The sequence below is a fragment of the Micromonospora arida genome (assembly GCF_042873195.1).
Taxonomy (GTDB): domain Bacteria; phylum Actinomycetota; class Actinomycetes; order Mycobacteriales; family Micromonosporaceae; genus Micromonospora; species Micromonospora arida.
In genome coordinates, this window is record NZ_JBIALC010000015.1 from 143,519 (window position 1) to 168,560 (window position 25,042).

The following is a 25,042-nucleotide window of genomic DNA, read 5'->3' on the forward strand; positions in this document are numbered from 1 at the left end:
GTCACCTGTCGGGCTTGTTCCGGGGACGGCTGGTCTCGTTCCGGAGAGACCCGGCTCCGCCACCGGCCGTAGCGGCAGTGCCCGCTGCCGATCAGCCAGACGGGAAGGCGGATCTTGGACAGTGCGATGCTGGCGGGCTCCTCTGATCCGCAGGATGCCAGGTAGCTCCCGGTCGCACCGGCGTCAGACCGCCGCCGTCGCCGGCTGTCGGACGATCGGAGATGCTCATGACCACCCCGATGGGCTCGCGCCGGCACCGCCCCAGCGATGACGTCCGGCGGCTGCACACCGCGCTGCTGCGGATGCCCGCCGACATTGCCACCGACGAACTGGTCGACGCCCGATACGGGCCGACCACCCGTCGTGGGGTGGCTGAGTTCCAACGGGCGCACAAGCTCCCGGTGACCGGCACGGTGGACGGGGCGACCCGGGACGCGGTGCAGATGGTGCTGGCCGAGCCGCCGTCCCGGTTCGTGGTGGTGGGTCGGGTGCGTTGGGTCGACGGGCAGCCGGCGAACGCTCTGACGGTCGGCGCGTTCGACCGGGATCTGCGCGACGCCGAGCAGCTCGGCGAGGCGACCACCGGGGACGACGGGCTGTATCGCGTCGACTATTCGCGGGACCGGTTCACCCGCTCCGAGAAGCAGTCCGCTGACCTGTTCGTCCGGGTGTCCGCTGGTGATCGCCTCCTGTCCGACCCGCCGCTGAGCGCGGTGCTGTTCAACGCCCCCGAGCTGGCCGTGCTCACCGTGGATCTGTCCGGTGGCGGGGACCGGGAACGCAGTGAGTACGAGCGGATCCTCGCCACGATTGTCCCGCTGCTCGGCCAGGTCCCGCTGTACGAGCTGCGGCAGGACGACGAGGCCGAGGACGTGACGTTCCTGGCCGCCGAGACCGGGCTGCCCGCGACGGCGTTGGCGCACTTCGGTGTGGCGCAGAAACTGGCCGCGTCCTACAAGTTGCCAGCGGTGTTCGGTTACGCGCTGTTCGCCGAGCGGACGCTGTTGACCACGAGCCGCACCGGCGCCGCGCTGGCCCGGTTCGACGTCGATCTGAACACCGAGCTGCGGCCGCTGTACTACGACATCGCCCTGCTCGACGAGCAGACCGTCCGGAACGCCGTCGCCGACGCCGTGCGCCATCGGTACGTTCCCGAGGACCTGCTCGGCGAGCTGGACCGGATCCTCGACATGCTGGCCCGGGTACGGCCGGAGGCCAAGGAGTACGTCGCGCAGGAACGGCCGAAGGTGTTGTACGCGCGGGTGGAGCGGTTCCTCGCCGACGGCGCGCACGAGCGGGTCCAGAATCTCCTCGCCGTCGACGCTGCCGGTGACCTGCCCGGGCTGATCGCCCAGCTGGCCGACGCGGCGGCGTTTCCCGACCGGTCGGCCGCCGAGGCGGCCGGTGCGGCGAGCGTGCTGGCCGACGTGCTGGGCTACGACGAGACGATTGTCGACCGGGTCCTCGACCGCGAGGGGATCGAGGGGGCCGCCGACGTACGCCGGCTGGCCCGGCTGGCCCCGGCGGACTGGCGGCGCGTGTTGCGGGACAGCACCACGGATGTCCGGGTCGCCGGTCAGCCGGTCCGGCCGGAGCTGATCGACCTGCACGCCGGCGCTCTGGCCCGCAAGCTGGAGAGGCGCTATCCCACCACGGCCTTCACCGCGCAGCTCGAACGAGACGCGGGCGCCGTGGCCGGCACCGCAGCGAACGCCGCAGCCGACGCCGACACCGCAGGCGAACGATCCGACGGCGGCGGCGATCGGCCCGGCCACGGTCGACGGGCTGATCCCTCCGAACAGCCCGGCAACGACGAGCGGGCCAGCGCCGTCGAGCGCGCCTTCGGTGGGCACCGGGACGCGGTGCTCGAACTGCTCACCGCGAATCCGGACTTCGACCTCGCGACCGGCAACGTGGAACGGCTGCTGCGGGACCACCCGGAGCGGCTGCGGACCGGGCGGCCGGCGCTCAAGGCCGCGCAGCGGATCTTCAAGCTGGCGCCGACCTATCGGCAGACGACGGCGTTGCTGGCGGCGGAAGTGCCGTCGGCGGCACGGATCCACGCCCTCGGCGAGACGAGGTTCGTGGCCACCGCCGTGAACACCGGCCGGTTCACCGACGAGCAGGCCCGGTCGGTGTATCGCCGGGCCGTGGACGTGCACGTCGCGAGCGGACTGCTGGCCGGCGAACTCCAGAGCGCGGCGCGGGCGCTGCCGGTCCGGGCCCTGGGCGGCTCGGCGGCCCCGGACCTCACCCCCGTCAGCGCCGACTTTCCCAACCTGAGCAGCCTGTTCCAGCTCGCCGACTCCAGCTACTGCGAGCCGTGCCGCAGCGTGCACAGCGCCGCCGCGTACCTGGTGGACGTCCTTCAGTTCCTCGGCAACCGGCTGGTCACCGACGCCGACACGCCGGGTCCGGCCACCAAGGTTGCCCGGGACGTCCTGTACGGGCGCCGGCCGGACCTCGGTGACCTGGATCTGAGCTGCGAGAACACTGACCTTCCGCTGCCCTACCTGGACCTGGTGTGCGAGCTGCTGGAGGAGGCGGTGGCGCCGGACGTGGGCCTCGCGTTCGGCGGCCCGCTGAGCGGCGGCGTCGATCCGGTGGAGGCGCCGTCGGCCGGGCTGCTGGGCCTGTTGCAGGGCCAGGGATGGCCGTTCACCGACCGTTCCCTCGTGTATGAACCGGACCTGGCTGGGGCCCGGGTGGTCCGGGACATCGGCGTGGTGGCCAAGGCGACCCCGGACGGGGCCGGCGGGTGGTTCGTGCGCCGACTGCGCCAGACCACCGGCACCGCGCTGGAGTTGGCGGCCGCGCCGCAGTACGTGAATGCCGCCGCCTACACCCTGCTGGCGGGCAGCCGGTACGCGTTCGCCCTGCCGTTCGACCTGGCGCACGAGGAGACCCGCAGCTACTTCGCCCAGTTCGACATCGCACGGGCCGACGTGATGCGGGCGCTGCGCCGGTCGGCGGGCCCGAGCGGCGAGGCCATCGCGGCCGAGGAACTGGGGATCAGCGACGCGCAGCGGCAGTTGGTGGTCACAGCCGACCCGGCCGCTCAGGACGACATCTGGAACACCGCGCCGCTCGGCGCTCTGGGCGGCATCGCCCGGGTGGACAACTTCCTCGCTCGGGCGCGCCTGGACTATCGGGAGTTGACCGAACTGCTGGCGCTGGCCTGGGTCAATCCCGGGAACGCCATGTTCGTCAAGCACCTGGACACCGGGTCCGACCTCAGCGCAAAGCGGATCCAGCAGCTCACCGACGCTCGCCTGGACCGGATCCACCGGTTCCTGCGCCTGCTACGCGCGCCGGCCTGCACCGGTTGGACGCCGCCGTTGCTGGACCGGACGATCCGGGCCGACGCGCTGGGCGGCGGCGCCCTGGACGACGACCTCCTGGTCACGGTGGCGGCGCTGCACCGGCTGGCCGCGCGGCTCGGGCTGCCGTTGCCGGAGGTGGTCGACCTGTTCGCCCCGCTGGACGAGTCGCGGTACGCCGAGGTGTACCGCAACTCGGCCAACGGCCCGGTCCTCGAAGCGTTCGAGCCGGCCAACGTGCTCGCCAACGAGCAGGCGGAGCTGACCACACCCGGCTCGGGTGCTCCGCTGTCGGCGCACGAGGCGTACCTGGCGACCTGCCTGGGGGCCACGACGGCGGACACCGCCCTGCTGGTGGCCGACCTTCCGGCCCCGGCGATCGTCAGCAACGTCGGCCTGCACGCGGTGTACGCCGGGACGCTGCTGGCCCGGGCGCTCGGGCTCACCGCCACCGAGTATCTGATCATGAAGGGTCTGATCGGGTCGGATCCGCTCACCGCACCAGCCACCGCGCTGGCCTTCGTCGAGCGGTTCGACGCCGCCCGATCCGGTACCGGCATCCGCCCGGCCGACCTGCGCTACCTGCTCCGACACGAAGCCGACGACCTGGCCGCGCGGGACCTGCCGGACGAGACGCTGACCGCGGTGCTCACCGGGTTGCAGGCCGCCTACCAGAGCGGGTACGCGGCGACCCGACCCGCTGTCGATCCGGCGGCGCCCCCCGAGGAGAACCTGCCGGGCATGCGTGCCCTGCTGGCCACCGTGCCCGGGATGACCGAGGCGGACCTGGCCGGCTTCGCCTCGATCGTGGACGGTGGTTGGACCGACGCGGTGACCACCCCGGCGCAGTTCGTCGACGCCAAGCTCGCCGCCCTGGTGGACACCACACCGATAACGGCCGCGATCGTGGCCAGCCCCACCGAGGCCCAGCAGACCACGCTGCTGCTGGCCATCACCACGGCCCTGTCCAGCTACGCGTACACCCGTACCAAGCAGGAGCTGGCGGTGGCGGCGGTGGCCGACACCTTCGGGTTCTCGGCGGATGCCGCCGCCACCGTGCTGGCCGGCGCGGAGCTGACCCGGCCGCTGCTCGCGGTGCTCACCGACGACGCGCTGGTGGACCTGGTGAACGAGCCACCGGCGCCGCCGGCGGTCACCCCGGCCGGGTTCGACGAGCAGTACCGGGCACTGCGCCTGCTGCACGTGCTGAGCCGGCTCGTCGAGCACCTGACGGTGCCCGACGCGGACCTCGGCTGGCTGCTGGCGAACGCCGGGTCACTCGGCTGGCTGGCCCCGGACCGGGTGCCCTACCAGACCGGCCGCCCTCCGGCCCCGTTGGCCGACTGGATCCGGTTGGCCGCCGGGGTCGAGCTGGCCTGCACCTACCCCCCGGTGGCGAACCCGCTGGACGCGGCCGCGCCGTGGACGGTGTACGGACTGTTCGACCTGGTCCTGGCAGCCGGCACGACCGCCACGCAGGTCCACACCCATCTGGCGCAGCTCGGTGGCTGGGACGCCACAGTGCTGGCCGACCTGGACACACACCTCGAACTGTCGGCGGTGGACCTCACCGCGTACCGGTCGCCGGTCACGATCCAGCGGCTGGTCGATGCGCTCACCCTGCTGCGCCGGCTGGGACTACCGGTGGCGGCGGCGGTGCCGCTGGGCCAGCCGGTCACCACGGCGGCGGGGGCGGCCACCATGCGGCAGGCCCTGAAGGCGCGCTACGCCGAGGCCGAGTGGTTCGGGGTGCTCCAAGGGGTGCAGGACCGGCTGCGGGTGGCCAAGCGGGACGCGCTGGTCGCGTACCTGTTGGCCGAGAACCCGGGGCTGCGCGACACCAACGACCTGTACGACCACTTCCTCATCGATGTCGAGATGGGCGCCTGCATGGCGACATCGCGCATCGTGCAGGCACACGCCACCGTCCAGTTGTTCGTGCAGCGCTGCCTGCTGGGCCTGGAGCCGGACAGCGTCGCGGCGGTCACCGAGGATCCGGGTTGGGACCAGTGGAACTGGATGGCCAACTACCGGGTGTGGGAGGCCAACCGGAAGATCTTCCTGTATCCGGAGAACTGGATCCTGCCGGAGTTGCGGGACGACAAGTCGGAGCTGTTCACCGAGCTGGACGACCAGTTGCAGCAGGACGAACTGACCGACCTGGCGGTGGAGAACGCCACCATCACGTACCTGGAGAAGCTGGACGACCTGGCGCACCTGGACGTGATGGCCTGCTACTACCAGCACGACCGGCATCTCATGCACGTGTTCGCCCGCACCCGGGGCGGCGACCCGACGGTGTACTACCACCGGCAGTTCGAGCGGGAGCGGTACTGGACGCCGTGGCGGCGGGTGCCGCTGGACATCGCGGGCGACCACCTGCTCGCCTTCGACCGCAACAGCCGGCTCACGCTGGCCTGGCCGGTCTTCACGCAGGAGACCGACACGGCGCAGACCTCCCAGATTCCGGACCCGGACGGCATCCCGCCGGGCGGCACGGAGACGGAGCGGCCGCGCCGACGGTGGCGGATCCAACTGGCCATCGGCGAGCGGACGCAGGACCGCTGGCAGCCGAAAAAGATCTCCAAGGACGCGCTGTACTACCCGGCCAGCGGCTACCGGGAGGACCTCCCCGCGGCGGACGAGTTCACCTGCTTCGCGTACGCGGCCGGAGCGGCCGGCCAGGCGATCAGCGTGCTCACCGGCACCGAGTTCGTCGGCTCGTTCGCGTTGACCGGCTGCCGGGGCTTTCCGGAGCCGGTGCCGGGCGGCGGTTCCGGCAACCTGCTGCTGTCGCCGGTGTTCAAGGACACCGAGCTGCTGGCCGAACGGTTCACCGAACTGGTCTCCCGGACGCAGAACGACCTGGCGATCAGCACCCCGCTGATGGGCGCGTTCCAGACGCTGGTGGCGCAGACGCCCGGCCGGTTCCGGGTGACGTACCCCATGCAGATGTCGTTGCTCGACTGGATCATCATGCTGCTGGGGCTGGCGCAGAGCGTCCGAGGCACCCACGACCGCCGGCCGGTGCTGCCACTGGGCACCCTGATGCCGTACTTCTACGGCGACTACGACCGTGGTTACGTGATCATCCCGGGCTTCTACGACCGACGTGCCGAGGACCCGGCGGACCGGATCGAGAAGACGTACAGCGACGTGGACGAGTTCGCCCGCGACGTGCTGGCGCTGCTCACCGAGTACCTACGTCGATACGCCGAGGATCCGGCGCACGACCTCGCGGCCGCCGTGCAGGCGATGACCGAGGACGCGGAGTACCACCGGCTGGTCGCCGAGTTCGAGGTCTACGGCACCCTGTCGTACGGGGTGAGGTTCGCGAACTTCTACCACCCGCTGCTGTGTTTCCTACGGGCCACTGTCTACCGGTCTGGCGTGCCGGCGTTGCTGAGTCGGACCACCCAGCTCACCAACACGGGGTTCGACTTCGCCGCCACCTACCAGCCGGCGCCGGTGGTCGTGTCGCCGTACCCGGTGGAGGACCTGGACTTCGCCGCGGACGGCGCGTACGCGGGCTACAACTGGGAGCTGTTCTACCACCTTCCGTTCGACATCGCGCTGCGGCTCAACCGGGACCAGCGGTTCGCCGAGGCGCGGAACTGGTTCCACCACATCTTCAACCCGGTCGGCACCGCCGACGGTGCTGCCGCCCCGCAGAAGTACTGGGTCACCAAGCCGTTCTTCCAGACCGGAGTGCCCGAGCTGCTCAACCAGCGGATCGGCGACATTCTCACGGCGATCGCGGCCGACCCGTCCGGGGCCAGCATCACCGACCTCAAGTTCGCTGTGGAGCAGTGGCGGGCGAAGCCGTTCAACCCGCACGTGGTGGCCCGCAGCCGGCCGGTCGCCTACCAGCTCGCCGTGGTGGTCAGCTACATCAAGAACCTGGTCGACTGGGGTGACCAGTTGTTCCGGCAGTTCACCCGGGAGTCCGTGACCCAGGCCACCCAGCTCTACATCCTGGCCGACAAACTGCTCGGGCCGAAGCCGAGCGTGGTGCCGCCGCTGGTCAGCCCGGCTCCGGCCACCGTCAACCAACTCCAGGCCAAGGTGGACCTGTTCGGCAACGCGCTGCTGGACCTGGAGAACCTGATCCCCGACCTGGATCTGCTGCCGCACGGCGGGGCGGAACTGCCCAGCCCGCTGAGCTACTCGGCGCTGTACTTCTGCGTCCCGCCCAACGAGGAGATGCTTCGGCTGTGGGACCTGATCGCCGATCGGCTGTTCAAGATCCGCAACTGCCAGAACATCGACGGGGTGGAGAGCATGCTCGCCCTGTTCTCACCGCCGATCGACCCGGGGGCACTGGTCCGGGCCGCCGCCGCCGGCATGTCCGTCTCGTCGTTCCTGGCCGGGCTCGGCGCACCGCTGCCGAACTACCGGTTCCGGGTGCTGGCCCAGAAGGCCACCGAACTCGTCGGGTACGTCGGTGAGCTGGGCGGCGGGCTGCTCGCGGCCATGGAGAAGCGGGACGCCGAGCAGCTCACCCGGCTGCGCGCCGGCCAGGAGATCGCCCTGCTCGACGCGGTACGGGCGGTGAAGGTCGCCACCATCGCGGAGGCCGAGGGCAACGTCGCGGCGCTGGAACTGAGCCGCAAGGTGGTGGAGGAGCGGCAACGCTACTACGCCGGCCGGCCGTACATGAACGCCTGGGAGATCACCGCCACCGCGTTGTCCGGGGTGTCGCTGCTCGGCGAGACCGCGATCGCGGTGGGCTACATCCTGTCCGGCGGGCTGAAGCTGATTCCCAACTTCACCGCCGGCGGCGCCGGCTTCGGTGGCTCACCCACGGTGACCCTCACCCTCGGCGGGGACAAGGCCGGTGCCGCCGCCGACTCGGCGGTGATGACCCTGGAGGCGATCGCCCGGGCCCTGGACAAGGCCGCCGGGATGGCCGCCAACCAGGGCGGCTACCGCCGCCGGATGGACGACTGGGAACACCAGGCGGCGCTGGCCGGTCTCGAACTGACCCAGCTCGACCAGCAGCTCCTCACCGGGCGGCTGCACGTGTCCATGCTCACCGACGAGTTGGCGGCGCACGACCGGGAGGCCGACAACGCCCGGGCCACCGAGGAGTACCTGCGCGGCAAGTACACCAACACCGAGCTGTACCAGTGGATGGTGAGCCGGGCCAGCTCCGTCTACTTCGGGGCGTACCAGCTCGCCTTCGACGTGGCGAAGAAGGCCGAGCGGTGCTTCGCCCACGAGCTGGGCAGCGAGGCCACGTTCCTGCAACCCGGCTACTGGGACAGCCTGCGCAAGGGGCTGACCGTGGCGGACGCGCTGCGCCACGACCTGAAGCGGATGGAGGTGGCCTACCTCGATCAGCACAGCCGCGAGCGCGAGCTGACCCGGCACGTCTCGCTGGCACAGCTCGACCCGGCGGCGTTGATCGAGCTGCGGGCCACCGGCAGTTGCGTGGTCAACGTGCCGGAGGCGCTGTTCGACCTTGACCACCCCGGGCACTACTTCCGGCGGCTCCGCACGGTCAGCCTGTCCATCCCGTGCGTGGCTGGCCCGTACACCCCGGTCACGGCGAAGCTCTCCCTGATCGGCAACCGGTACCGGACCGCCACCGCGGCCCGGCAGGGCGCCACCAGTGCCAAGGACAAGTACGCCGAGGCGCCCGGCGACGAGCGGTTCGCGTACAACGTGGGCGGGATCGAGTCGATCTCGACCAGCAGCGGCCTCAGCGACAGCGGCATGTTCGAGCTGAACTTCGCCGACGACCGCTACCTGCCGTTCGAGGGCAAGGGCGCGATCGGCACCTGGCGGCTGGAACTGCCGACGGCAGTCCGCCAATTCGACTACGACAGCATCAGCGACGTCATCCTGCACCTGCGGTACACGGCCCGCGACGGTGGCTCGACGCTGCGCGGCCTGGTCGAGGACTCCCTGCGGGAGGTGCTCAACGAGATGCTCGTCGACGCCGACCGGACGGGGCTGTACCAGGCATACAGCCTGCGCCACCACTTCCCGGACGAGTGGTGGCAGCTCACCCAGCAGCAGAGCACCGAGCTGGCCATCGGGCCGGAGCACCTGCCGTACCTCGCCCGCGACCACCAGCCGGTGGTGGACCAGGTGACCTGGTACGCCCGGGTGGACGGTGATCCCGGGACGTACGACCTCACGGTGGCCGGTGACCCCGTGACGTTGAACCGGGACGCCGACCTGCGGCAGTGCGTGGGTCAGTCCGATCCGCTGGTTCTCGGCACCCCGGTCACGCTGGCGGCCGACCCGGACGGCCTGACCGACCTGGTCGTCCTGCTGCACTACCGGCTCGACGGCTGAGGGGGCGCGGTGACGACCAGCTACCCGGTCGGCGGCGGATCGTGGGGGCCGGGGCCTGGCTCCCGGTGGCGCGGCTCCGCCGACCCGACCGGCGCCGGCGCTCCCGGCGGAGCGGGCGGGGCATTCGGACCGGGCGGGCCGCCGACCGACGCGACCGGCGCCGCGCCGCCGTCGGCGGGTCGGGGCACGACCGGGCCGGGACTCGGTGGACCGGCGATCAGCCTGCCAACCGGCGGCGGCGCGATCCGGGCCATCGGCGAGACGTTCGCCGCCCACCCGGTCACCGGGACCGGCGGCATGTCCGTTCCCATCCCGGTCAGCGGCGGCCGGTCCGGGTTCCAACCCGACCTGACGCTCGGCTACGACTCGGGAGCCGGGAACGGCCCGTTCGGCCTCGGCTGGCAGCTGCCCGTGCCGGCCATCAGCCGGCGCACCGACCGTGGCCTGCCCCGCTACGACAACACCGACACCTTCCTGCTGTCCGGGGAGGACGACCTGATCCCGGTGCCCGGCGGCGCTCCTGTCGCCGGGCACACGGTGCAGCGGTTCCGGCCACGGATCGAGGGGGCGTTCGCCCGCATCGAGCGGTGGACCCGGGACTCCGACGGTGACGTGCACTGGCGCACCCTGTCCGGGTCGAACCTGCTGGCCGTGTACGGCCGCGACGGCAGCTCCCGCATCGGCCTGGGCGGGCGGGTGCACACCTGGCTGCTCTGCGAGACCCGCGACGATCGGGGCAACGCGGTCATCTACACCTACAAGGCCGAGGACGCCACCGGCCTGGACCTGGACCGGCCACACGAACGACACCGCACCGACCGGAACGCCAACCGCTACCTCAAGTCGGTGCGTTACGGGAACACGGTGCCGTTGCTCGACTCCGACGGCCGACGCCCGGTGGACCTGACGCCGGCCCAGATCGCCGATGCCGGTTGGCTGTTCGAGGTGGTGCTCGACTACGGCGAGCACCACCCGGACAACCCGTTACCTGCTGACACCGGAAACTGGACCTGCCGGCCGGACCCGTTCTCCACCTACCGCGCGGGATTCGAGGTCCGCACCTACCGGCTGTGCCGCCGGATCCTGATGTTCCACCACTTCCCGGACGAGCCAGAGGTGGGCGCGGACTGCCTGGTCCGCGCGGTGGAGCTGGAATACGCCGCCGGGCCGGTGCTGTCCACCCTGGTCGAGGTGACCCAGCGCGGCTACGCCCCGGCCGCCGGTGGCGGGCACACCAGCGCCGCGCTGCCCCCGGTGACCTTCGAATACACACCGGCCAGCATCGCGGCGACCACCCGGGAACTGGAGCGGGGCAGCCTGGAGAACCTGCCGGCCGGCGTGGACGGGCGGACCGAGCTGTGGGTGGACCTGGACGGGGAAGGGCTCGCCGGGGTGCTGACCGGGCACGAGGGCGCCCTCTACTACCGGCCGAACCTCGGCGCCGGCCGGATCGGCCCGGTCGCCGCGCTGCCCACCGTGCCGTCACTGACCGACCTGGCCGGCGGACGCCAGCAACTGGTCGACGTGAACGGTGACGGGCGGATCGAGCTGGTCCAGCTCGGTACCGTACCGGCGGGTTTCGTCCGCCGCACCGACGACGCCAGCTGGTCCGGCTTCCAGCCGTTCCGCGAGCTGCCCGCCGTCGACTGGGCCAGCCCCGACCTGCTGCTGCTGGATCTCACCGGGGACGGCCGGGCCGACCTGCTGATCACTGGTGACACCGTGCTGGCCTGGCACGAGTCGCTGGCCGAGGCGGGGTACGGCCCGGCGCGACCCGCGCTCTGGCCTGCGGACGAGGACCGTGGGCCGCGGCTGCTGCGCTCCGATGACCGGCAGAGCATCTTCCTCGCCGACATGTCCGGCGACGGGCTCACCGACCTGGTTCGGGTCCGCGACGGCTCCGTCTGCTACTGGCCCAACGTCGGTTACGGACGATTCGGCGCCAAGGTCGAAATGGACGACGCGCCGTGGTTCACCGGGCTGGACGAGTTCGACCCGGCCCGGGTGCTCCTCACCGACGTGGACGGCACCGGCGTGATGGACCTGTGCTACCTGGGCCGGCGGGAGATCCGGCTCTGGTACAACCAGTCCGGCAACGGCTGGTCGGCCCCCGTCGAGCTGCCCGACCTGCCGCATGTCACGCCCGATTCGACGGTGACAGTGACCGACCTGCTGGGTGCCGGCACCGGCTGCCTGGTGTGGTCGTCACCGCTGCCGGGCGACGCCGCCGGCCCGGTGCGCTACCTGAATCTGGCCGCCGACGGCAAGCCGCACCTGCTCACCCGGGTGGTCAACAACCTGGGCGGCGAGACCATCATCCGGTACGCCGCGTCCACCGCCTTCCAACTGGCCGACCGGCTCGCCGGCCAGCCGTGGGTGACCAGGCTGCCGTTCCCGGTGCAGGTCGTCGAGCGGGTGGAACAGGTGGACCGGATCACCGGGACCCGGCTGGTCACCGCCTACCGCTACCACCACGGGCACTATGACGGCGTCGAGCGGGAGTTCGCCGGCTTCGGCATGGTCGAGCAGATCGACGGCGAGTCGTTCGTGGACCACGTGTTGGGCGTCGAGGCGGTCGACGGAAACCAGGACACCTCGCCCGAGCTGTGCCAGCCACCGGTCACCACGAAGACCTGGTACCACACCGGCGCCCCGGTCGACCTGTCCGCCGAGTGGTACGCCGGCCGGCACCTGCCCACCCCGGAGCTGCCGGCCGGAATCTCCGCCACGGAGCTGCGGGAGAGCCGGCGGGCGTTGCGCGGCCTGCCGTTGCGGCAGGAGGTGTACTCGTACGACGGCAGCGCCGCGCAGGAGCACCCGTACGGGGTGGTCGAGCAGACGTACCAGGTGCAGCGGCTGGACCCGCGGGTGTTCGTCGCCGTCGAGCGGGAGGCGGTCAGCCTCTCCTACGACCGGGAGCCGGACGAGCCCCGGATCAGCCACCGGCTCAACCTGGTCCTCGGCCCGTACGGCACCGTCGTCCAGGCTGCCGCGGTGGTCTACGGCCGCACCACGCCCGACCCGGAGCTGCCCGCCGAGGTGACCGCCGAACAGCGGCGCCGTCACGTCACGTACGGCGAGCAGCGGTACACCCCGGACATCGACGAGACGCTCCCGGTGCCGGCGTACCGGATCCGCGCCGCGTACGAGGCGGTCGGGCACGAACTGACCGGGCTGGACCCGGCCGGCCCGCTGTTCACCCGCGCCGAACTGCTCGCCGGGTTCACCGCGGCCACCCCGATCGGGTACGAGGTGGTGGCCGACGAGGTCGGCGCGCAGCGGCGGTTGCTGTCCCGGTCACAGGTGCGGTTCCGGGACAACGCGCTGACGCCGCTGCCGGCCGGTCAGTGGGACAGCCTGGGGCTGGGGCACCAGACGTACCAGCTTGCCTTCACCCCGGCCGCGCTGGCCGCCGGCTACGGCACGGCGGTGACCGACGCGGACCTTGCCGCCGCCGGCTACGTGCACCTCGACGGCGGCCCGGACTGGTGGATACCCTCCGGCGAGCTGCGCTATCCAGCTGATCCGGCCGCGCACTTCTACCTGTCCAACGGGGCCCAAGACGCGCTGGGCCTGGCGACGGCGGTCACCTTCGACGGCTACCACCTGCTCACCGAGCGGATGACCATCGACCAGGCGGCCTGGTCGGTCACCACAGCGGTCAACGACTACCGGGTGCTCGGCCCGAGTCTCGTCACCGACCCGAACGGGCAGCGCCGCGCGGTGCGCTACGACGAGTTGGGCCGGGTGGTGGCCTCGGCGCTGCTCGGCCGGCCCGGTGCCGGGGACGGCGACACGCTCGACGATCCGACGTTGACGTTCACCTACGACCCGTTCAACTGGGTGGCCAACGGCCAGCCCGCGTACAGCCGGGGCCGGCACCGGGAACGACACGGCCCGACCAACCCGCGCTGGCTGGAGAGCTACGAGTACAGCACCGGCACCGGTGGTGTGGCGATCACCAAGTCGCGGGTACATCCGGGCCGGGCCCTGGAGGTGGGTGAGGACGGGGTGGCCGTCGAGGTGGACGCCGACCCGCGCTGGGTCGGCACCGGCCGCACGGTGGTCAACAACAAGGGCAACCCGGTGAAGCGGTACCAGCCCTACTTCAGCACCACCCACGAGTACGAGGACGCGGCGGCGCTGCGCGAGATCGGCGCCACCGCGATCCGCTACTACGACCCGCTGGGCCGGGCCGTGCTGACCCGGTATCCGGACGGCACCCTCAGCCGGGTCGAGTCCACGGCCTGGTCGCACCGGTTGTTCGACGCCAACGACACGGTGCTCGACAGCCAGTGGTACGCCGAGCGGGGCAGCCCCGCGGTGTCCGATCCGGAACCGGCCGACCCGGCCACCCGCGCCGCGTGGCTCGCCGCCGGGCACGCCGACACGCCCTCCGTGATCCACTTCGACAGCCTGGGCCGGGCCGTCTACACGCTGGCCGACCGGGGCGCCGGCCAGCGGTTCGGCGTACGCACCAGGGGAGACCTCACCGGCCGGTCCTCGGACGGGTACGACGCGCTGGGCCGGCACATCGCCAACGCGGTTACCGCCATGCACGGCGCGGGAGTGCGGTCGTGGAGCGCGGAGAAGGGCGAGCGGTGGGTGTTCCAGGACGTTCTCGGCGGGGTGCGCCGGATCTGGGACGAACACGGCCGGACCTTCCGCACCACGTACGACGCCCTGCACCGGCCCATCGGCCTGTACGTCAGCGAGTCCGCCGGCGCGGAGCGCTGCGTGCAGTACGTGGTCTTCGGCGACCGCCATCCGGACGCGGCGACGCTGGGCCTGCACGGCGTGCCGTACCTGGTGTTCGACCCGGCGGGCCAGGTGCGGGTGCCCGAGGTGGACTTCAAGGGCAACCCGCGCCGCGCCGAACGGAGACTCGCCACCGATCACGTCGACGGCCCGGACTGGTCGCCGGTGGCCGCCGCGCCCGACCACGCCGCGCTGCTGGCCGCCGCGGCGCCACTGCTGGAGAGCGAGGTCTTCGGCACCGCCGCCGAGTACGACGCGGTGAACCGCCCGACCCTGGTCACCCTGCCCGACGCCACCGAGCTACGACCGACCTACCTCGAGGGCGGCATGCTGGGCCGGCTCACCGCGCGGCTGCGCGGCCAGGGCGCGGAGGTGGAGTTCCTGTCCGAGCAGGACTACGACGTGCTGGGTCGGCGGCGGTTCGCCCGGCACGGCAACGGGCTGGTCACCGAGTACTTCTACGACCCGATGACGTTCCGGTTGGAACGTCTGCTCACCGCTGGCGTGCGCGACCTGCGCTACACCTACGACCCGGTGGGCAACCTCACCCGGGTGGCCGAGCCGGGCGCGCCCACCTTCTTCGGCAACGCGGCGGTGCCAGCCGCCAGCGACTACGCGTACGACCCGCTCTACCAGTTGATCCGGGCGAGTGGGCGGGAGTTGGCCGGGGCGCCGAACGACGCGATCCGCGACCAGACCGACGTGCCGCCGGCCGGAAGCCTCACCGATGCCGGCGCGGTCCGTGCCTACACCGAGGAGTACGAGTACGACCCGCTGGGCAACCTGACAGTGCTCCGGCACCGGTTCCGGACGCAGGCCGGGGTGGGTGCCGGCTGGACCCGGCACCACCGGTACGCGTACCAGGACGACCCGGCCGACGCCACGAACCGGCTGGCCGCCACGAGCCTGCCCGGCGACGCGGACGGCGGCCCCTACTCGCCCCTGTACGCGCACGACGCCGTCGGCAACCTGACCGTCATGCCGCACCTGCCGGCCCTGGAATGGAACGTCCACGACCAACTCCGCCGGGTCGACCTCGGCGGCGGTGGCGAAGCCCGGTTCGTCTACGCCGCGAGCGGGCAGCGGCTGCGCAAGGTCGTGGACCGGCCGGGCAGCGTCCAACTGGAATGGATCTTCCTGGGTGCGGTCACCGTGTTCCGCCGTCGCAACCGGGTCACCGGCACCCTCCAGCACGAACGGTGGACCACCACGATCGCCGACGACACCGGCCCGGTCGCCCAGGTGGACGTCAAGACCGTCGACGTCGGCGGCTTCGACCCGGCCAACCCGCTCGGCGTTCCGCTGATCCGTTACCAGCTCACCAACCACCTCGGCTCGGCCACGCTGGAGACCGACGCGGCCGGGCTCCTCATCTCCTACGAGGAGTACCACCCGTACGGCACGACCGCGTACCGGTACGGCCGGCCGGGCGCCGACCTCAGCCTGAAGCGGTACCGCTTCGGCGGACACGAGGTGGACGACGAGACCGGCTTCTGCTACGCCGGGGCCCGGTACTACGTGCCGTGGCTGGGCAGGTGGGCGAGCAGCGATCCGGGCGGCTTCGCCGACGGGGGCAACCTGTTCCGGTACTGCCGCAACAATCCGGTGGGAATGGTCGATCCGGCCGGGTTCAAGCCCACCACGGTCAAGGGGCCGGAGACCCACAACATCTCCATCACGGAGTCCCACTTCACCGGGTCGGAAAACCCCACAGTGGAGGACTTCCGCCGCTATCTCAGCAGCCATGGCGCGACCCTCGATCCACGGATCAACAACAAGAACTCGGTCATCTACTACCAGGCCAACGTCACCCTCAACCTGGAGGGAGGCAACTGGTCCGAGCATCCGGGCGGCACCTGGGTGCTGCACGCCGTACTGCCGCCCCCGGCACCGCCGAAGCCGAAGCCGGCGCCGCCTCCGCCGCCACCGGAGCCGCCACCTGCCGAGCCGCCGCCGCCCGCGCCGGCCCCGCCACCCGAACCGCCGCCGGCCGCGCCGCCGGCCGACTCCGGCGGCGGCAAGGCTCCGGCCGCACCCGGCGCCGTCGGCGGGGCCGCCGCGCACACCGCGCCCGCCGCCGAGAAGTTCATCTGGAACTTCAAGTTCAAGGGCGGCCGGGGGACGTTCCGCGGCAACATCCTCGAATGGCTGTACGGCATGCCGTGGCGCGACAACACGGCGAACTACGACCTGGAGACCAGCACCGCGGTCAAGCAGATCAAGTCGACCGACGTGTACGACAAGGTCGGTAACATCGCCCGGTCGGCGACCCGGGATGCGAACACCGCGATCCGGGCCAACCCGAGCGGCACCATGGCCGGCAAGCGATCCCAGGCCGTCATCATCACCGAGACCGACGCTCCGGCCAGCGCCGGAAACGCGATCCGCACGGCCACCAACCCAGGACGCGGGCGGAAGATCCCGGCCACCGCCACGGCGCCGGAGCACGTACGCGGACTGCCGGGCCGGACCGGCATACTCGGCAAGGGGCTCGGTGTCGTCGGGTTCGGCCTGTCGGCGTTCGCCCTGTGGGGCGACTACCAGCACGGCGACTGGGAGATGGGCGTCGGTGACGCGCTCGGCGCGGTCGGCGGTGGCCTGGAGTTGTACGCCATCGCCGTGCCGGGCGCCACGGTCGCCACCGTCAGCGCGATGACCGCTGGGCTGGTGATCGGTGGCATCGGTCTGGCCGCCGTCTCGTACGTCAGCATGAACCGGGCCGCCGAGGCCGGCGACACGCCCGGGGTGGTGGCCGGCGGCGTCGGCATCGGGGCGGGTCTGGCCATCGCCGCGGGTGCCATCGGCATCGCGGCCGGCAGCGTGGTGATCGCTCCGGTCGTGCTCGTCGTCGGCATCGTCGCCGCCATCGGCGTGGGGATCTTCCACGCAGGCCGCTACTTCGACTGGTGGTGACCCAGGTTTCCCGGGGTCACGTCGGCGATACTGTCGGCGTGGAGTACGTGTCCAGAGTGCCGCGACCGCCGCTGGACGGGCTGATCGACGACCTTTACTACCTGGAGGGCGCACCGCCGTACGCCCGGCTGACGCTGCCGGCAAGTCCGGCGGCGTTCCTCATCGTCAACCTCGGGGCACCGTTTCGCATTCGTGCCGGCACCGACGTCGAGACGGCCGAGTACGCCGACGGCTGCGTGGTCACCACGCCCACCCGCGCGTTCGAGTTCGGCTACCCACTCGGGACCCGGTCCGTCGGCGTGCACTTCAAGCCGTGGGGGCCGGCACCGTTCCTGCCGATGCCCGCAGCGGAGCTGTGTGACCGGCCGGTGACGATTGAGCAGGTCTGGGGCCGACCCGCCGTCGCTGAGCTGCGAGACCGGCTGGCTACGGCCGAGGGACCTCACGAGATGCTGACGCTGCTCGAGGAGGAGCTGATGCGACGGCTGGGCGACGCGGCCGGCCTGGGGCTGGTCCGCCATACGAGCCGCATCATCGCCGCGGCCAGTGGGGCGGTGGCGATCGACGACCTGAGAGTTTCCGCCGGTGTCAGCAGCACTCACCTGGCACAGCGGTTCAAGGAGCTCATCGGTGTCACGCCGAAGCGGTTGGCCCGCACCTACCGCTTCGCCGCCACCGTGCTCTCGATCAACCCCGCCGAACCGATCGACTGGGCCGACCTCGCCGGTGGCGCAGGCTACTTCGATCAGGCCCACTTCGGCCACGAGTTCCGGGCCTTCACCGGGCTCACACCGACACGGTACGTCGAAGTCAGGCGCCGCTTCCTGCGCGAACATCCCGGCCACGTGCTGGACGGCTGGCCGCTACCGACCGATTGATTTCTTACAAGAGTGACAGCCCACGAAAATCTAGCCTGAGGGCATCCCAAGCAGAGGAGCGCGCCGATGGGCAAAGTAGTCATGTACAGCTCGGTGTCGGCGGACGGCTTCATCGCGGACGAGAACGACCAGCCCGGACCGCTGTTCGACTGGTTGACCAGCGGTGACGTCCCGTTGGACGAGAGCGGCACGTTGAAGGTGTCACAGACGTCCTACGACTACACCCGGCCGTACTGGGACCACATCGGGGTGACAATCGCCGGCCGTCACGTCTTCGACATGACGGACGGCTGGGACGGGAAGCCTCCGAGCGGAATCGACCACGTGGTCGTCGTGACGCACCGGCCGAAGCCCGAGGGCTGGGACCCGAAGGCGCCGTTTCACTTCGTCGACGGCGTCAAGGCAGCCGTGGCCAAGGCGCAGGAGCTCGCGGGCGACCGCATCGTCGAGGTCGCCGCTGGCGACGTCGGCGGCCAGGTGCTTGCCGCGGGCCTGGTCGACGAGGTGCGCATGGACGTCGTACCCGTGGTGTTCGGGTCCGGCAAGCGCTACTTCGGCTCGGTCCACGCGCAGCACCTGTTGGAGGATCCTGACGTGGTGATTCAGGGCAACCGGGTGCTTCACCTGCGCTATCCGGTGCGCCGTTGACCGATCTCAGCGGCCCGGCGGTCGTTGAGCAGGCCGCCGTCCAGATGGAAGACGCTGTGACCGGGGCGGGGTGCGTCGCCGCAACCCGCCCCGGATCAGATCAGAGTTCCCGGTAGTAGACGGCCACCGGCAGCGGCGTGCAGCCCAGTGCTTCGTACAGGGCTCGGGCGGGCGCATGGAATCCGTCCCCGCCCGTGCCGATCATGACGACGTCGGCGCCCAGTTCCCGCATCGCGGCGAACGCATGCTCGCACAGCACGGTGCCCGCGCCGAGCCGGCGGTGCTCCGCGGACACGGCGAGGATGGTGACGCTGGCATTTCGGCGCTCAGGCTCTACCGCCCAGGCCACGTAGCCGGCGATGGCGCCGTTGATCTCGGCGACCGCAACGTACCGGTGCTCGGCCGGGTCGTGGAGCTCGGCAACCTGCTTGACGTAGTCGTCGCGCCACTTGCCGTGCTGGTTGGCGAAGACGACCTCGCCCACGAGAGGGCGGAAGGAGTCTTCGTAGAACGGTCCGAACGTCTCGATGGTCAGTTCGGTGAGCCGGGCCAGGTCATGCTGAAGAAACGAGCGGATACGCATGTGAGTGTGCCTCTCGAGCTGAGGTTCTGAAAACCAACAAACGGGCATCAGATGGCCAGCCGGCGGCCGGAACGGCGGCGAGCCGACCCTCAGTGGCGGGTACGCCAGGCGGCGAAGCAACTCATGACAGGAATCCTACGGGGCGCTGCACCGCATTCGTGGCACGGAGTATCCGCCAAAGCTGCGTACAGCCGTGCCGCTCATGACCAGGCATGGCTACAGGCTCCCGGACTCCGGCCAGTTGGACCAGTGCGTGTTGGGCCGCATGTCTGGTGCGTATCGTTTCACGTCTCCTGTCGCCAGCACGTCGGCGAGCTGGCGGAAGGTCTCTGACTGACTGGGAAGCGTGTCCTGGAGAAGGTATGGATGGTGCCACTGATCCAAGCGAATGATCTCTGGGATGTCGGCCGGGATGCGCCGCCGTAGCTCGACTTCGTCGGCGAGCAGCAGCTCCCGGTGGTCCGGGACGAGCCGGCGAAGCACGTCGACCAGTTCCTCGCCCCGCTCGGCGGCGACCGTGATCCGCCGCCCACGTACCACGATCGACCCTCCGTCATAGATCTCAGGCTCGTCAACGTCCTCGATCTCGTCCCAGTTGTCGATCCGGTCGAGGAAGTCCTCGCTGGTGTAGCCGGACTCGCCCTCGGTCAGACAGTTACCGAAGACGTGAAGGACGTCGGTGAGGTTGCCGGCCCTGGGGGAGTATCCCAACACCTCGACGATGAGCGCCCACCGCTGCGCGTCACGGTAGGCGTGAAGCCGGGCATCGACCGCGTAGTAGTAGCCGTGGCCCAGGTCCGGAAACTTGAAGTCTGCGGCCGCGGTGTCGAGCTGGTCGAGGATCTCGGCGGAACGCATGGTCGTGCAGTGTAGAGCCACGGCTTCTCCACCAGGTTCGGTGCGCGTATCTGCCGCGAATCCGGCGTCACTTCTCAGCGTTCAGCGACGGACCGGCCGGCTGTGCCGAGCGGTAGGCGCGTGCGACCGTTGACGATGTGGCGGCCAGGTGCGGACGGGACGGCACCCAGACGGTCTGCATGCCGAGTCGCTCGTTCATAGCAGCGAGTTGGTACTCGTAGCGGAAGTCCGCAGCCGTGCGCACGCCACGGACGATGACCGTGGCACCGCGGCGCAGGCAATAGGCAGTGGTCAGGCCGGTCACCCAACCATGGGTTTGTCATCGTCGACGCGGGCTGGGCGGCCCAGGACCGGGGAGCAGGCAAGCAGGGCCTGGTCCCAGATACGCTGCCAGGGTGCAGATCGACTTGGTTGCCCTGATTGTCGACGAGTACGACCCCGCAATCGCGTTCTTCACCGACGTACTCGGCTTCGACCTCGTCGAGGACTCCCCATCGCTGACCAATGACGGTCGACCCAAGCGGTGGGTGGTCGTTCGGCCGCCGGGTGCCCAGACCGGGATCCTGCTCGCTCGCGCCGACGGAGAGGGCCAACGCGCCGCAATCGGTAACCAGCTGGCTGGCCGAGTGGGCTTTTTCCTCCGCGTCGACGACTTCGACGCCACCTACCGGCGGATGGTCGAGGCCGATGTCACCTTCGTTCGGGAGCCGCGGACGGAGCCCTATGGTCGGGTCGCGGTCTTCCTCGACATAGCCGGCAACCGGTGGGACCTGCTCGGGGCCAGCTGACGTAGCGCACCTCCGTCTGGTCCCGTCCGGTCAGGCTGGGCCGTTGACCAGCGGGTCGTGGACCCGGCCGAGGAACAGCGGTACGCCGGTGAGCCGGTCGTGGATGACGTACAGGAATGGCCGGTTGACGAAGAACTGCGGCCCTTGCGGGATCGACGGCGGCCGGACGATGACGGCCGACGCGGCTGCGGCCTCGGTACCCTTCTCGTCCACCGCGATGAACGTCTCGTGCACCACGTCGTCGATGCACAGGGCCGGTTCGGTGCTCATGCCGGTGAAATCGGCCTGTGACGTGAATGCCGTGGGCATGCCGAGGCTGCTCAGCGCGGCGCCCAGCTCAGCCGGCAGGCGGAACGTCCACCGGGGCAGGCGCAGTTCGACGTCGGTGATCCGGAATCCGGTCAGCAACGCGCCCAGCCAGGTCGCATCGAGGCTCGCCTCGACCGCGGCGAGGTCGTCCCGGGTCGGCATGACGATGGCCATGGCAAGCCCGTCGCCCGCGTACGGCACGTCGACTGCGCGCCACCCGTCCCCCTCGAGGTAACCCATTCGGTCGAACGGCCCGCGCATCATCGGGACGTCGACAATGGTCCCGTCATCCCTTGTGAACGGTGCCACCGCGGTGGCCGCCACGGTGAACGGGTACTTCCAGGCCGCCTTGAGGTAGATCGCGTTGGTCAGTATCAGGCTGGTGTTGGGGCTGACGGCGTCGGGTTGCAACAGCTCCGGAATCTTCGCGTTTGTCCGATCGGACACCCAGGTGTTGATCTCCTGGCGGGCCACCTCCGGCGCGCGGCGAAAGTCGACCGGTCGCGGCGTGGCGCCGTAATAGCCGGCCAGGGCGTCCCGGAACCCGGGTCGCAGACAAAGATCGAGTCGTGTCCACAGCGCGTTGGCCGTGGTCAGCCGAGGCTGCTTGACACCGTCACCGTCCTGGTAGCGGCCGGCGAGCGTCTGCTCGACGGTGTTGAGCCCGCTGTCGAGCGCGCGGGGGCGCGGATGCGGCGCATGGAGCACCGCGTCCATCTCATCCGCCGTGGTCGAGCGGGCGCCGGCCCTGGTCATCGCGAGCGCGAGCCCGACCGAGTACGGCGCGCACACCACATTGCCGCCTGCCCGGGTCGCCGCCACCGTGCGGTAGAGGTCGGCCGTGAAGCCGCTGACGGCGGTAGCGGCGGCCTGCATCGTGGCCGGGTCGGCTGGTACGCGGTCCACAGCCGTCGAGGTGGACGGCGGACCGAGCCAATGGGGACCACCTGGGGCGGCGGTAAGGGCAGCGGCCGCAAGCGGGACCGCCCGCAGAACGGATCGACGCGAAACCATGTATCGAGGTTAGAGCAGTCCCACGGAAACCCACCAGGCACAAACCCAAATTCATCGAAACTCGGCAATGTCTGTCACTCGTTCGTTGAAAAGCGCGAGACACCACAACGATCGCTGTCCGGCTTGCTACTCGTACCGGTACTTCAGTGAGTCTGCCTCGGCCTTCTCGATGTCGGCGATCGTCAGCTCGGGCATTCGTAGCTGGGCCAGCGTCACCTCGGCCGAGGTCGGCTGGGCGTCCGCCGGCAGCCACTGCTCGGGCTTCCAAGCCCCGCTGCGCAGCAGCGCCTTGGGGCAGTGCGGGTAGACCTCATCGATCCCCAGCACCAGGGCACTGGCCGGTGGCTTGCCCACGGCGGTCAGCTGCGACAGCAGCTCCGGGCGAGTGGAGACGCAGGCCCGGCCGTTCACCCTGAGCGTCGTGGTGCGCCCTGGGATGATGAACAGCAGCCCGGCCCGCCCGGTCGCGACGACGTTCTGCAGGCTGTCCAGACGCTTGTTGCCGGTGGCGTCCGGTATTGCCACCGTTCGTGCGTCCAGGACGGCGACGAAGCCGGCAGGGCCGCCGCGTGGGGAGACGTCGCAGTTGCCCTTGGTGTCCACGGTGGCGACCAGGACCAGCGACGAGCAGCCGATCAACCGCCGGGTCTGTTCGGTGAGCTCGGTCATCTGCTTTCGCACGGCCGCGTCGCTGGGGAGTTCGTAGGCCCGGCGCAGCGCCTCCTGGTCGGGCACGGCGTCGAGGCGCAGCGAGTCGAAGGCACTGGCGGCAAGGACTGGCGTCATGCATCGACACTAATTCACCCCCGCCGGGCGGCTTGGCGGGCCGCGGTGTGGCATGCCGGCGGCCTTGCCCAAATCATCTTAGTCATTAAGATATCCCTGTGAGTATATCGACGGACTTCTCGGTGGCGATCGCCGGCGCCGGCCTCTCCGGCCTCTGCCTCGCCCAGTACCTGATGCGCGCCGGCATCGATGTGCACGTCTACGAGCGGGATTCGGGCCCCTTCGTCCGGCGGCAGGGCTACCGGATCATTCTCGACCGGTACGGCATCGAGGCGCTGCGCGAGAGCCTGCCCCGCTCGCTGTACAACCTGGCGCTGACCACCGGCGACGAGCCCGGCGGGCACCTGCGCTTCACCGACGGCCGGCTGCGGGACGCATTCACCATCACCTTCAAGGACGAGCCGCACGCGACCCGCCAGGTCGACCGGCTGACCCTGCGGTCGATCCTGCAGTCCGGGCTGAACGGGCGCATCCACTACGGCAAGGACGCCGTCGCGGTGGACAGCGGCGACCCGGCAGGGCCGCGGCTGCTGTTCTCCGACGGCGGGGCCGCCTCGGCAAGCGTCGTCGTGGGCGCGGACGGCGTCGGCTCGGCGCTGCGCGCACAGATCATGCCGGACGCGAACCCGGCGAACACCCCGATGGCGGGCATCTACGGCCGGTCGCCCCTTTGGCGCAACGGCGAGAGCATCATCCCGGACGCGCTGCGTACCAGCGGGGTCCTGGCCATCGCCGACCGGCCGGGCCGCGCCTTCTTCTTCACCTCCATGCGGTTCGGCGAGAGCCCGCCGGAGGCGTTCGCCCGCCTGGCCCCGGGCAGCTATGCGCCCACCGGCGACGACTACGTCATGTGGGGACTGCTGCTCCGGCAGGAGGAGGTGCCCACGGGCATCCGGGGCGACCTGCTGGCGCTGTGGAGACTGGCCTCCGGGATGAGCATGGATTTCCACCCGGTCATCCGGCGACTGGTCGGCACGGCCGAGCTGGACGCCACGGTGCTCAACCTCTTCGCCACCGGCCAGCGCCCGCGCCGGTGGGCGGTGCCCCGGGCGACGATGATGGGCGACGCCGTGCACGTCATGCCGCCGTTCGGCGCGCACGGCGGCAACACCGCGCTGCGTGACGCCGCCCTGCTCGGCCACAAGCTGGTCGAGGCCCGGGCCAGCGGCACACCGGTGGAGGAGGCGATCGCCAGCTACCAGGACGAAATGGTGCCCTACGCCTTCCGTGCCGTCGACACCGCCGCCAGGCTGATGCGCCGACTCACCGGGGGAGCGGCCGCACCCCACTGGGTGCTGACCCGCGTGTTACCTCGGCTGCATCGGGTCACCGTGCCGGAGGGATGATTGCTGGCATGTCCCACGAGCCGGCCCGTGCGTCCGCGATCGCCGACCTCATGCGCGCCGGGCGGGAGATGTCGCGGCTGTCCATGGTGTTCCGGTACGCCATCGCGGAGCGGCTGGGCCTCACCGTGAGCGACCTGGAGTGCCTGGACTACCTGGCCGACGTCGGATCCGCCACCGCGGGGCAGGTCGCCGAGCGGACGAACCTCACCACCGGTGCGGTGACCAGCATGCTCCGCCGACTCCAGCAGGCGGGCTACGTGACCGCCGAGCGCGATCCGGCGGACCGGCGGCGGCTGATCGTCACCCTGCGGCCGGAGCGGACCGCCGAGTTGAAGCAACCGTACGAGCAGTTCGCCGAAGGGGCCGAGCGACTCATCGAGGGCTACAGCGTTGAGGAGGTCCGGCTGCTGGTCCGGCACTACGACCGCATGCAGGCGATGTACCTCGCCGAGTTGGACCGCCTGCGCGGCGGCGAGACCGCGCAGCGGTCTGCCTGAGCTGTTGTCGGCCTGGTGGGGCATTATCCGGGCAAGGC

At 70.8% G+C, this 25,042-nt stretch carries 12 protein-coding genes; 7 read left to right on the forward strand and 5 right to left on the reverse strand.

Features of this window, described 5'->3' with window-relative positions; genetic code table 11:
• The first annotated feature begins 227 nt into the window (after nucleotides 1-227).
• The 4 genes from ACFYP0_RS30260 (at nucleotide 228) to ACFYP0_RS30275 (ending at nucleotide 18,823) form a co-directional block, all read left to right on the forward strand.
• Nucleotides 228-9,626, forward strand: coding sequence for a Tc toxin subunit A-related protein (locus ACFYP0_RS30260; protein ID WP_356979687.1), 9,399 nt, complete (start codon nucleotides 228-230; stop codon nucleotides 9,624-9,626).
• Nucleotides 9,627-9,635: 9 nt separating this feature from the next.
• Complete coding sequence (locus tag ACFYP0_RS30265; protein WP_386998372.1) at nucleotides 9,636-17,297, forward strand: SpvB/TcaC N-terminal domain-containing protein; 7,662 nt, start codon at nucleotides 9,636-9,638, stop codon at nucleotides 17,295-17,297.
• A 38-nt stretch (nucleotides 17,298-17,335) separates the two neighbouring features.
• Entirely contained in the window at nucleotides 17,336-18,175 is an 840-nt protein-coding gene (locus ACFYP0_RS30270; RefSeq protein WP_386998373.1) for a helix-turn-helix domain-containing protein, read from the forward strand.
• 66 nt (nucleotides 18,176-18,241) lie between these two features.
• Nucleotides 18,242-18,823, forward strand: coding sequence for a dihydrofolate reductase family protein (locus ACFYP0_RS30275; protein WP_386998374.1), 582 nt, complete (start codon nucleotides 18,242-18,244; stop codon nucleotides 18,821-18,823).
• A 100-nt stretch (nucleotides 18,824-18,923) separates the two neighbouring features.
• Here the strand turns inward: ACFYP0_RS30275 and ACFYP0_RS30280 are convergent, their stop codons facing one another.
• The 3 genes from ACFYP0_RS30280 to ACFYP0_RS30290 all read right to left on the reverse strand — a co-directional run bounded on the left by ACFYP0_RS30280 (nucleotide 18,924) and on the right by ACFYP0_RS30290 (nucleotide 20,568).
• Entirely contained in the window at nucleotides 18,924-19,406 is a 483-nt protein-coding gene (locus tag ACFYP0_RS30280) for a GNAT family N-acetyltransferase (RefSeq protein ID WP_386998375.1), read from the reverse strand.
• Between the two features lie 216 nt (nucleotides 19,407-19,622).
• Nucleotides 19,623-20,264: a DUF7003 family protein gene (locus tag ACFYP0_RS30285; protein WP_386998376.1), complete on the reverse strand. Its 642-nt coding sequence runs from the start codon at nucleotides 20,262-20,264 to the stop codon at nucleotides 19,623-19,625.
• Nucleotides 20,265-20,331: 67 nt separating this feature from the next.
• A complete protein-coding gene (locus tag ACFYP0_RS30290; RefSeq protein WP_386998377.1) occupies nucleotides 20,332-20,568 on the reverse strand; it encodes a hypothetical protein in 237 nt (78 codons plus the stop codon).
• A gap of 91 nt (nucleotides 20,569-20,659) precedes the next feature.
• On the opposite strand from ACFYP0_RS30290, the gene ACFYP0_RS30295 reads away from it, so the two are divergent.
• Nucleotides 20,660-21,052 carry a VOC family protein gene (locus tag ACFYP0_RS30295; RefSeq protein WP_386998378.1) on the forward strand — a complete coding sequence of 131 codons (393 nt, stop codon included), beginning with the start codon at nucleotides 20,660-20,662 and terminating at the stop codon, nucleotides 21,050-21,052.
• Nucleotides 21,053-21,082: 30 nt separating this feature from the next.
• Here ACFYP0_RS30295 and ACFYP0_RS30300 read toward each other — a convergent pair whose 3' ends face one another.
• Together ACFYP0_RS30300 and ACFYP0_RS30305 are read right to left on the reverse strand one after the other, a co-directional pair.
• A complete protein-coding gene (locus tag ACFYP0_RS30300; protein WP_386998379.1) occupies nucleotides 21,083-22,267 on the reverse strand; it encodes a serpin family protein in 1,185 nt (394 codons plus the stop codon).
• Nucleotides 22,268-22,501: 234 nt separating this feature from the next.
• Nucleotides 22,502-23,161, reverse strand: coding sequence for an MSMEG_1061 family FMN-dependent PPOX-type flavoprotein (locus ACFYP0_RS30305; protein WP_386998380.1), 660 nt, complete (start codon nucleotides 23,159-23,161; stop codon nucleotides 22,502-22,504).
• A gap of 98 nt (nucleotides 23,162-23,259) precedes the next feature.
• Between ACFYP0_RS30305 and ACFYP0_RS30310 the strand changes: the two genes are divergently transcribed.
• Both ACFYP0_RS30310 and ACFYP0_RS30315 read left to right on the forward strand, forming a co-directional pair.
• A complete protein-coding gene (locus tag ACFYP0_RS30310; protein WP_386998381.1) occupies nucleotides 23,260-24,507 on the forward strand; it encodes an FAD-dependent oxidoreductase in 1,248 nt (415 codons plus the stop codon).
• Between the two features lie 8 nt (nucleotides 24,508-24,515).
• Nucleotides 24,516-25,004 (forward strand): MarR family winged helix-turn-helix transcriptional regulator, encoded by a 489-nt coding sequence (locus ACFYP0_RS30315; protein ID WP_386998382.1) that lies wholly within the window; start codon nucleotides 24,516-24,518, stop codon nucleotides 25,002-25,004.
• The last annotated feature ends 38 nt before the right edge of the window (nucleotides 25,005-25,042 follow it).

Bases quoted from the DNA above. Each gene is read 5' to 3' on its own strand.
- ACFYP0_RS30305 (WP_386998380.1), bottom strand. From the start codon at position 23,161: ATGACGCCAGTCCTTGCCGCCAGTGCCTTCGACTCGCTGCGCCTCGAC.
- ACFYP0_RS30260 (WP_356979687.1), top strand. From the start codon at position 228: ATGACCACCCCGATGGGCTCGCGCCGGCACCGCCCCAGCGATGACGTC.
- ACFYP0_RS30315 (WP_386998382.1), top strand. From the start codon at position 24,516: ATGTCCCACGAGCCGGCCCGTGCGTCCGCGATCGCCGACCTCATGCGC.
- ACFYP0_RS30285 (WP_386998376.1), bottom strand. From the start codon at position 20,264: ATGCGTTCCGCCGAGATCCTCGACCAGCTCGACACCGCGGCCGCAGAC.
- ACFYP0_RS30280 (WP_386998375.1), bottom strand. From the start codon at position 19,406: ATGCGTATCCGCTCGTTTCTTCAGCATGACCTGGCCCGGCTCACCGAA.
- ACFYP0_RS30275 (WP_386998374.1), top strand. From the start codon at position 18,242: ATGGGCAAAGTAGTCATGTACAGCTCGGTGTCGGCGGACGGCTTCATC.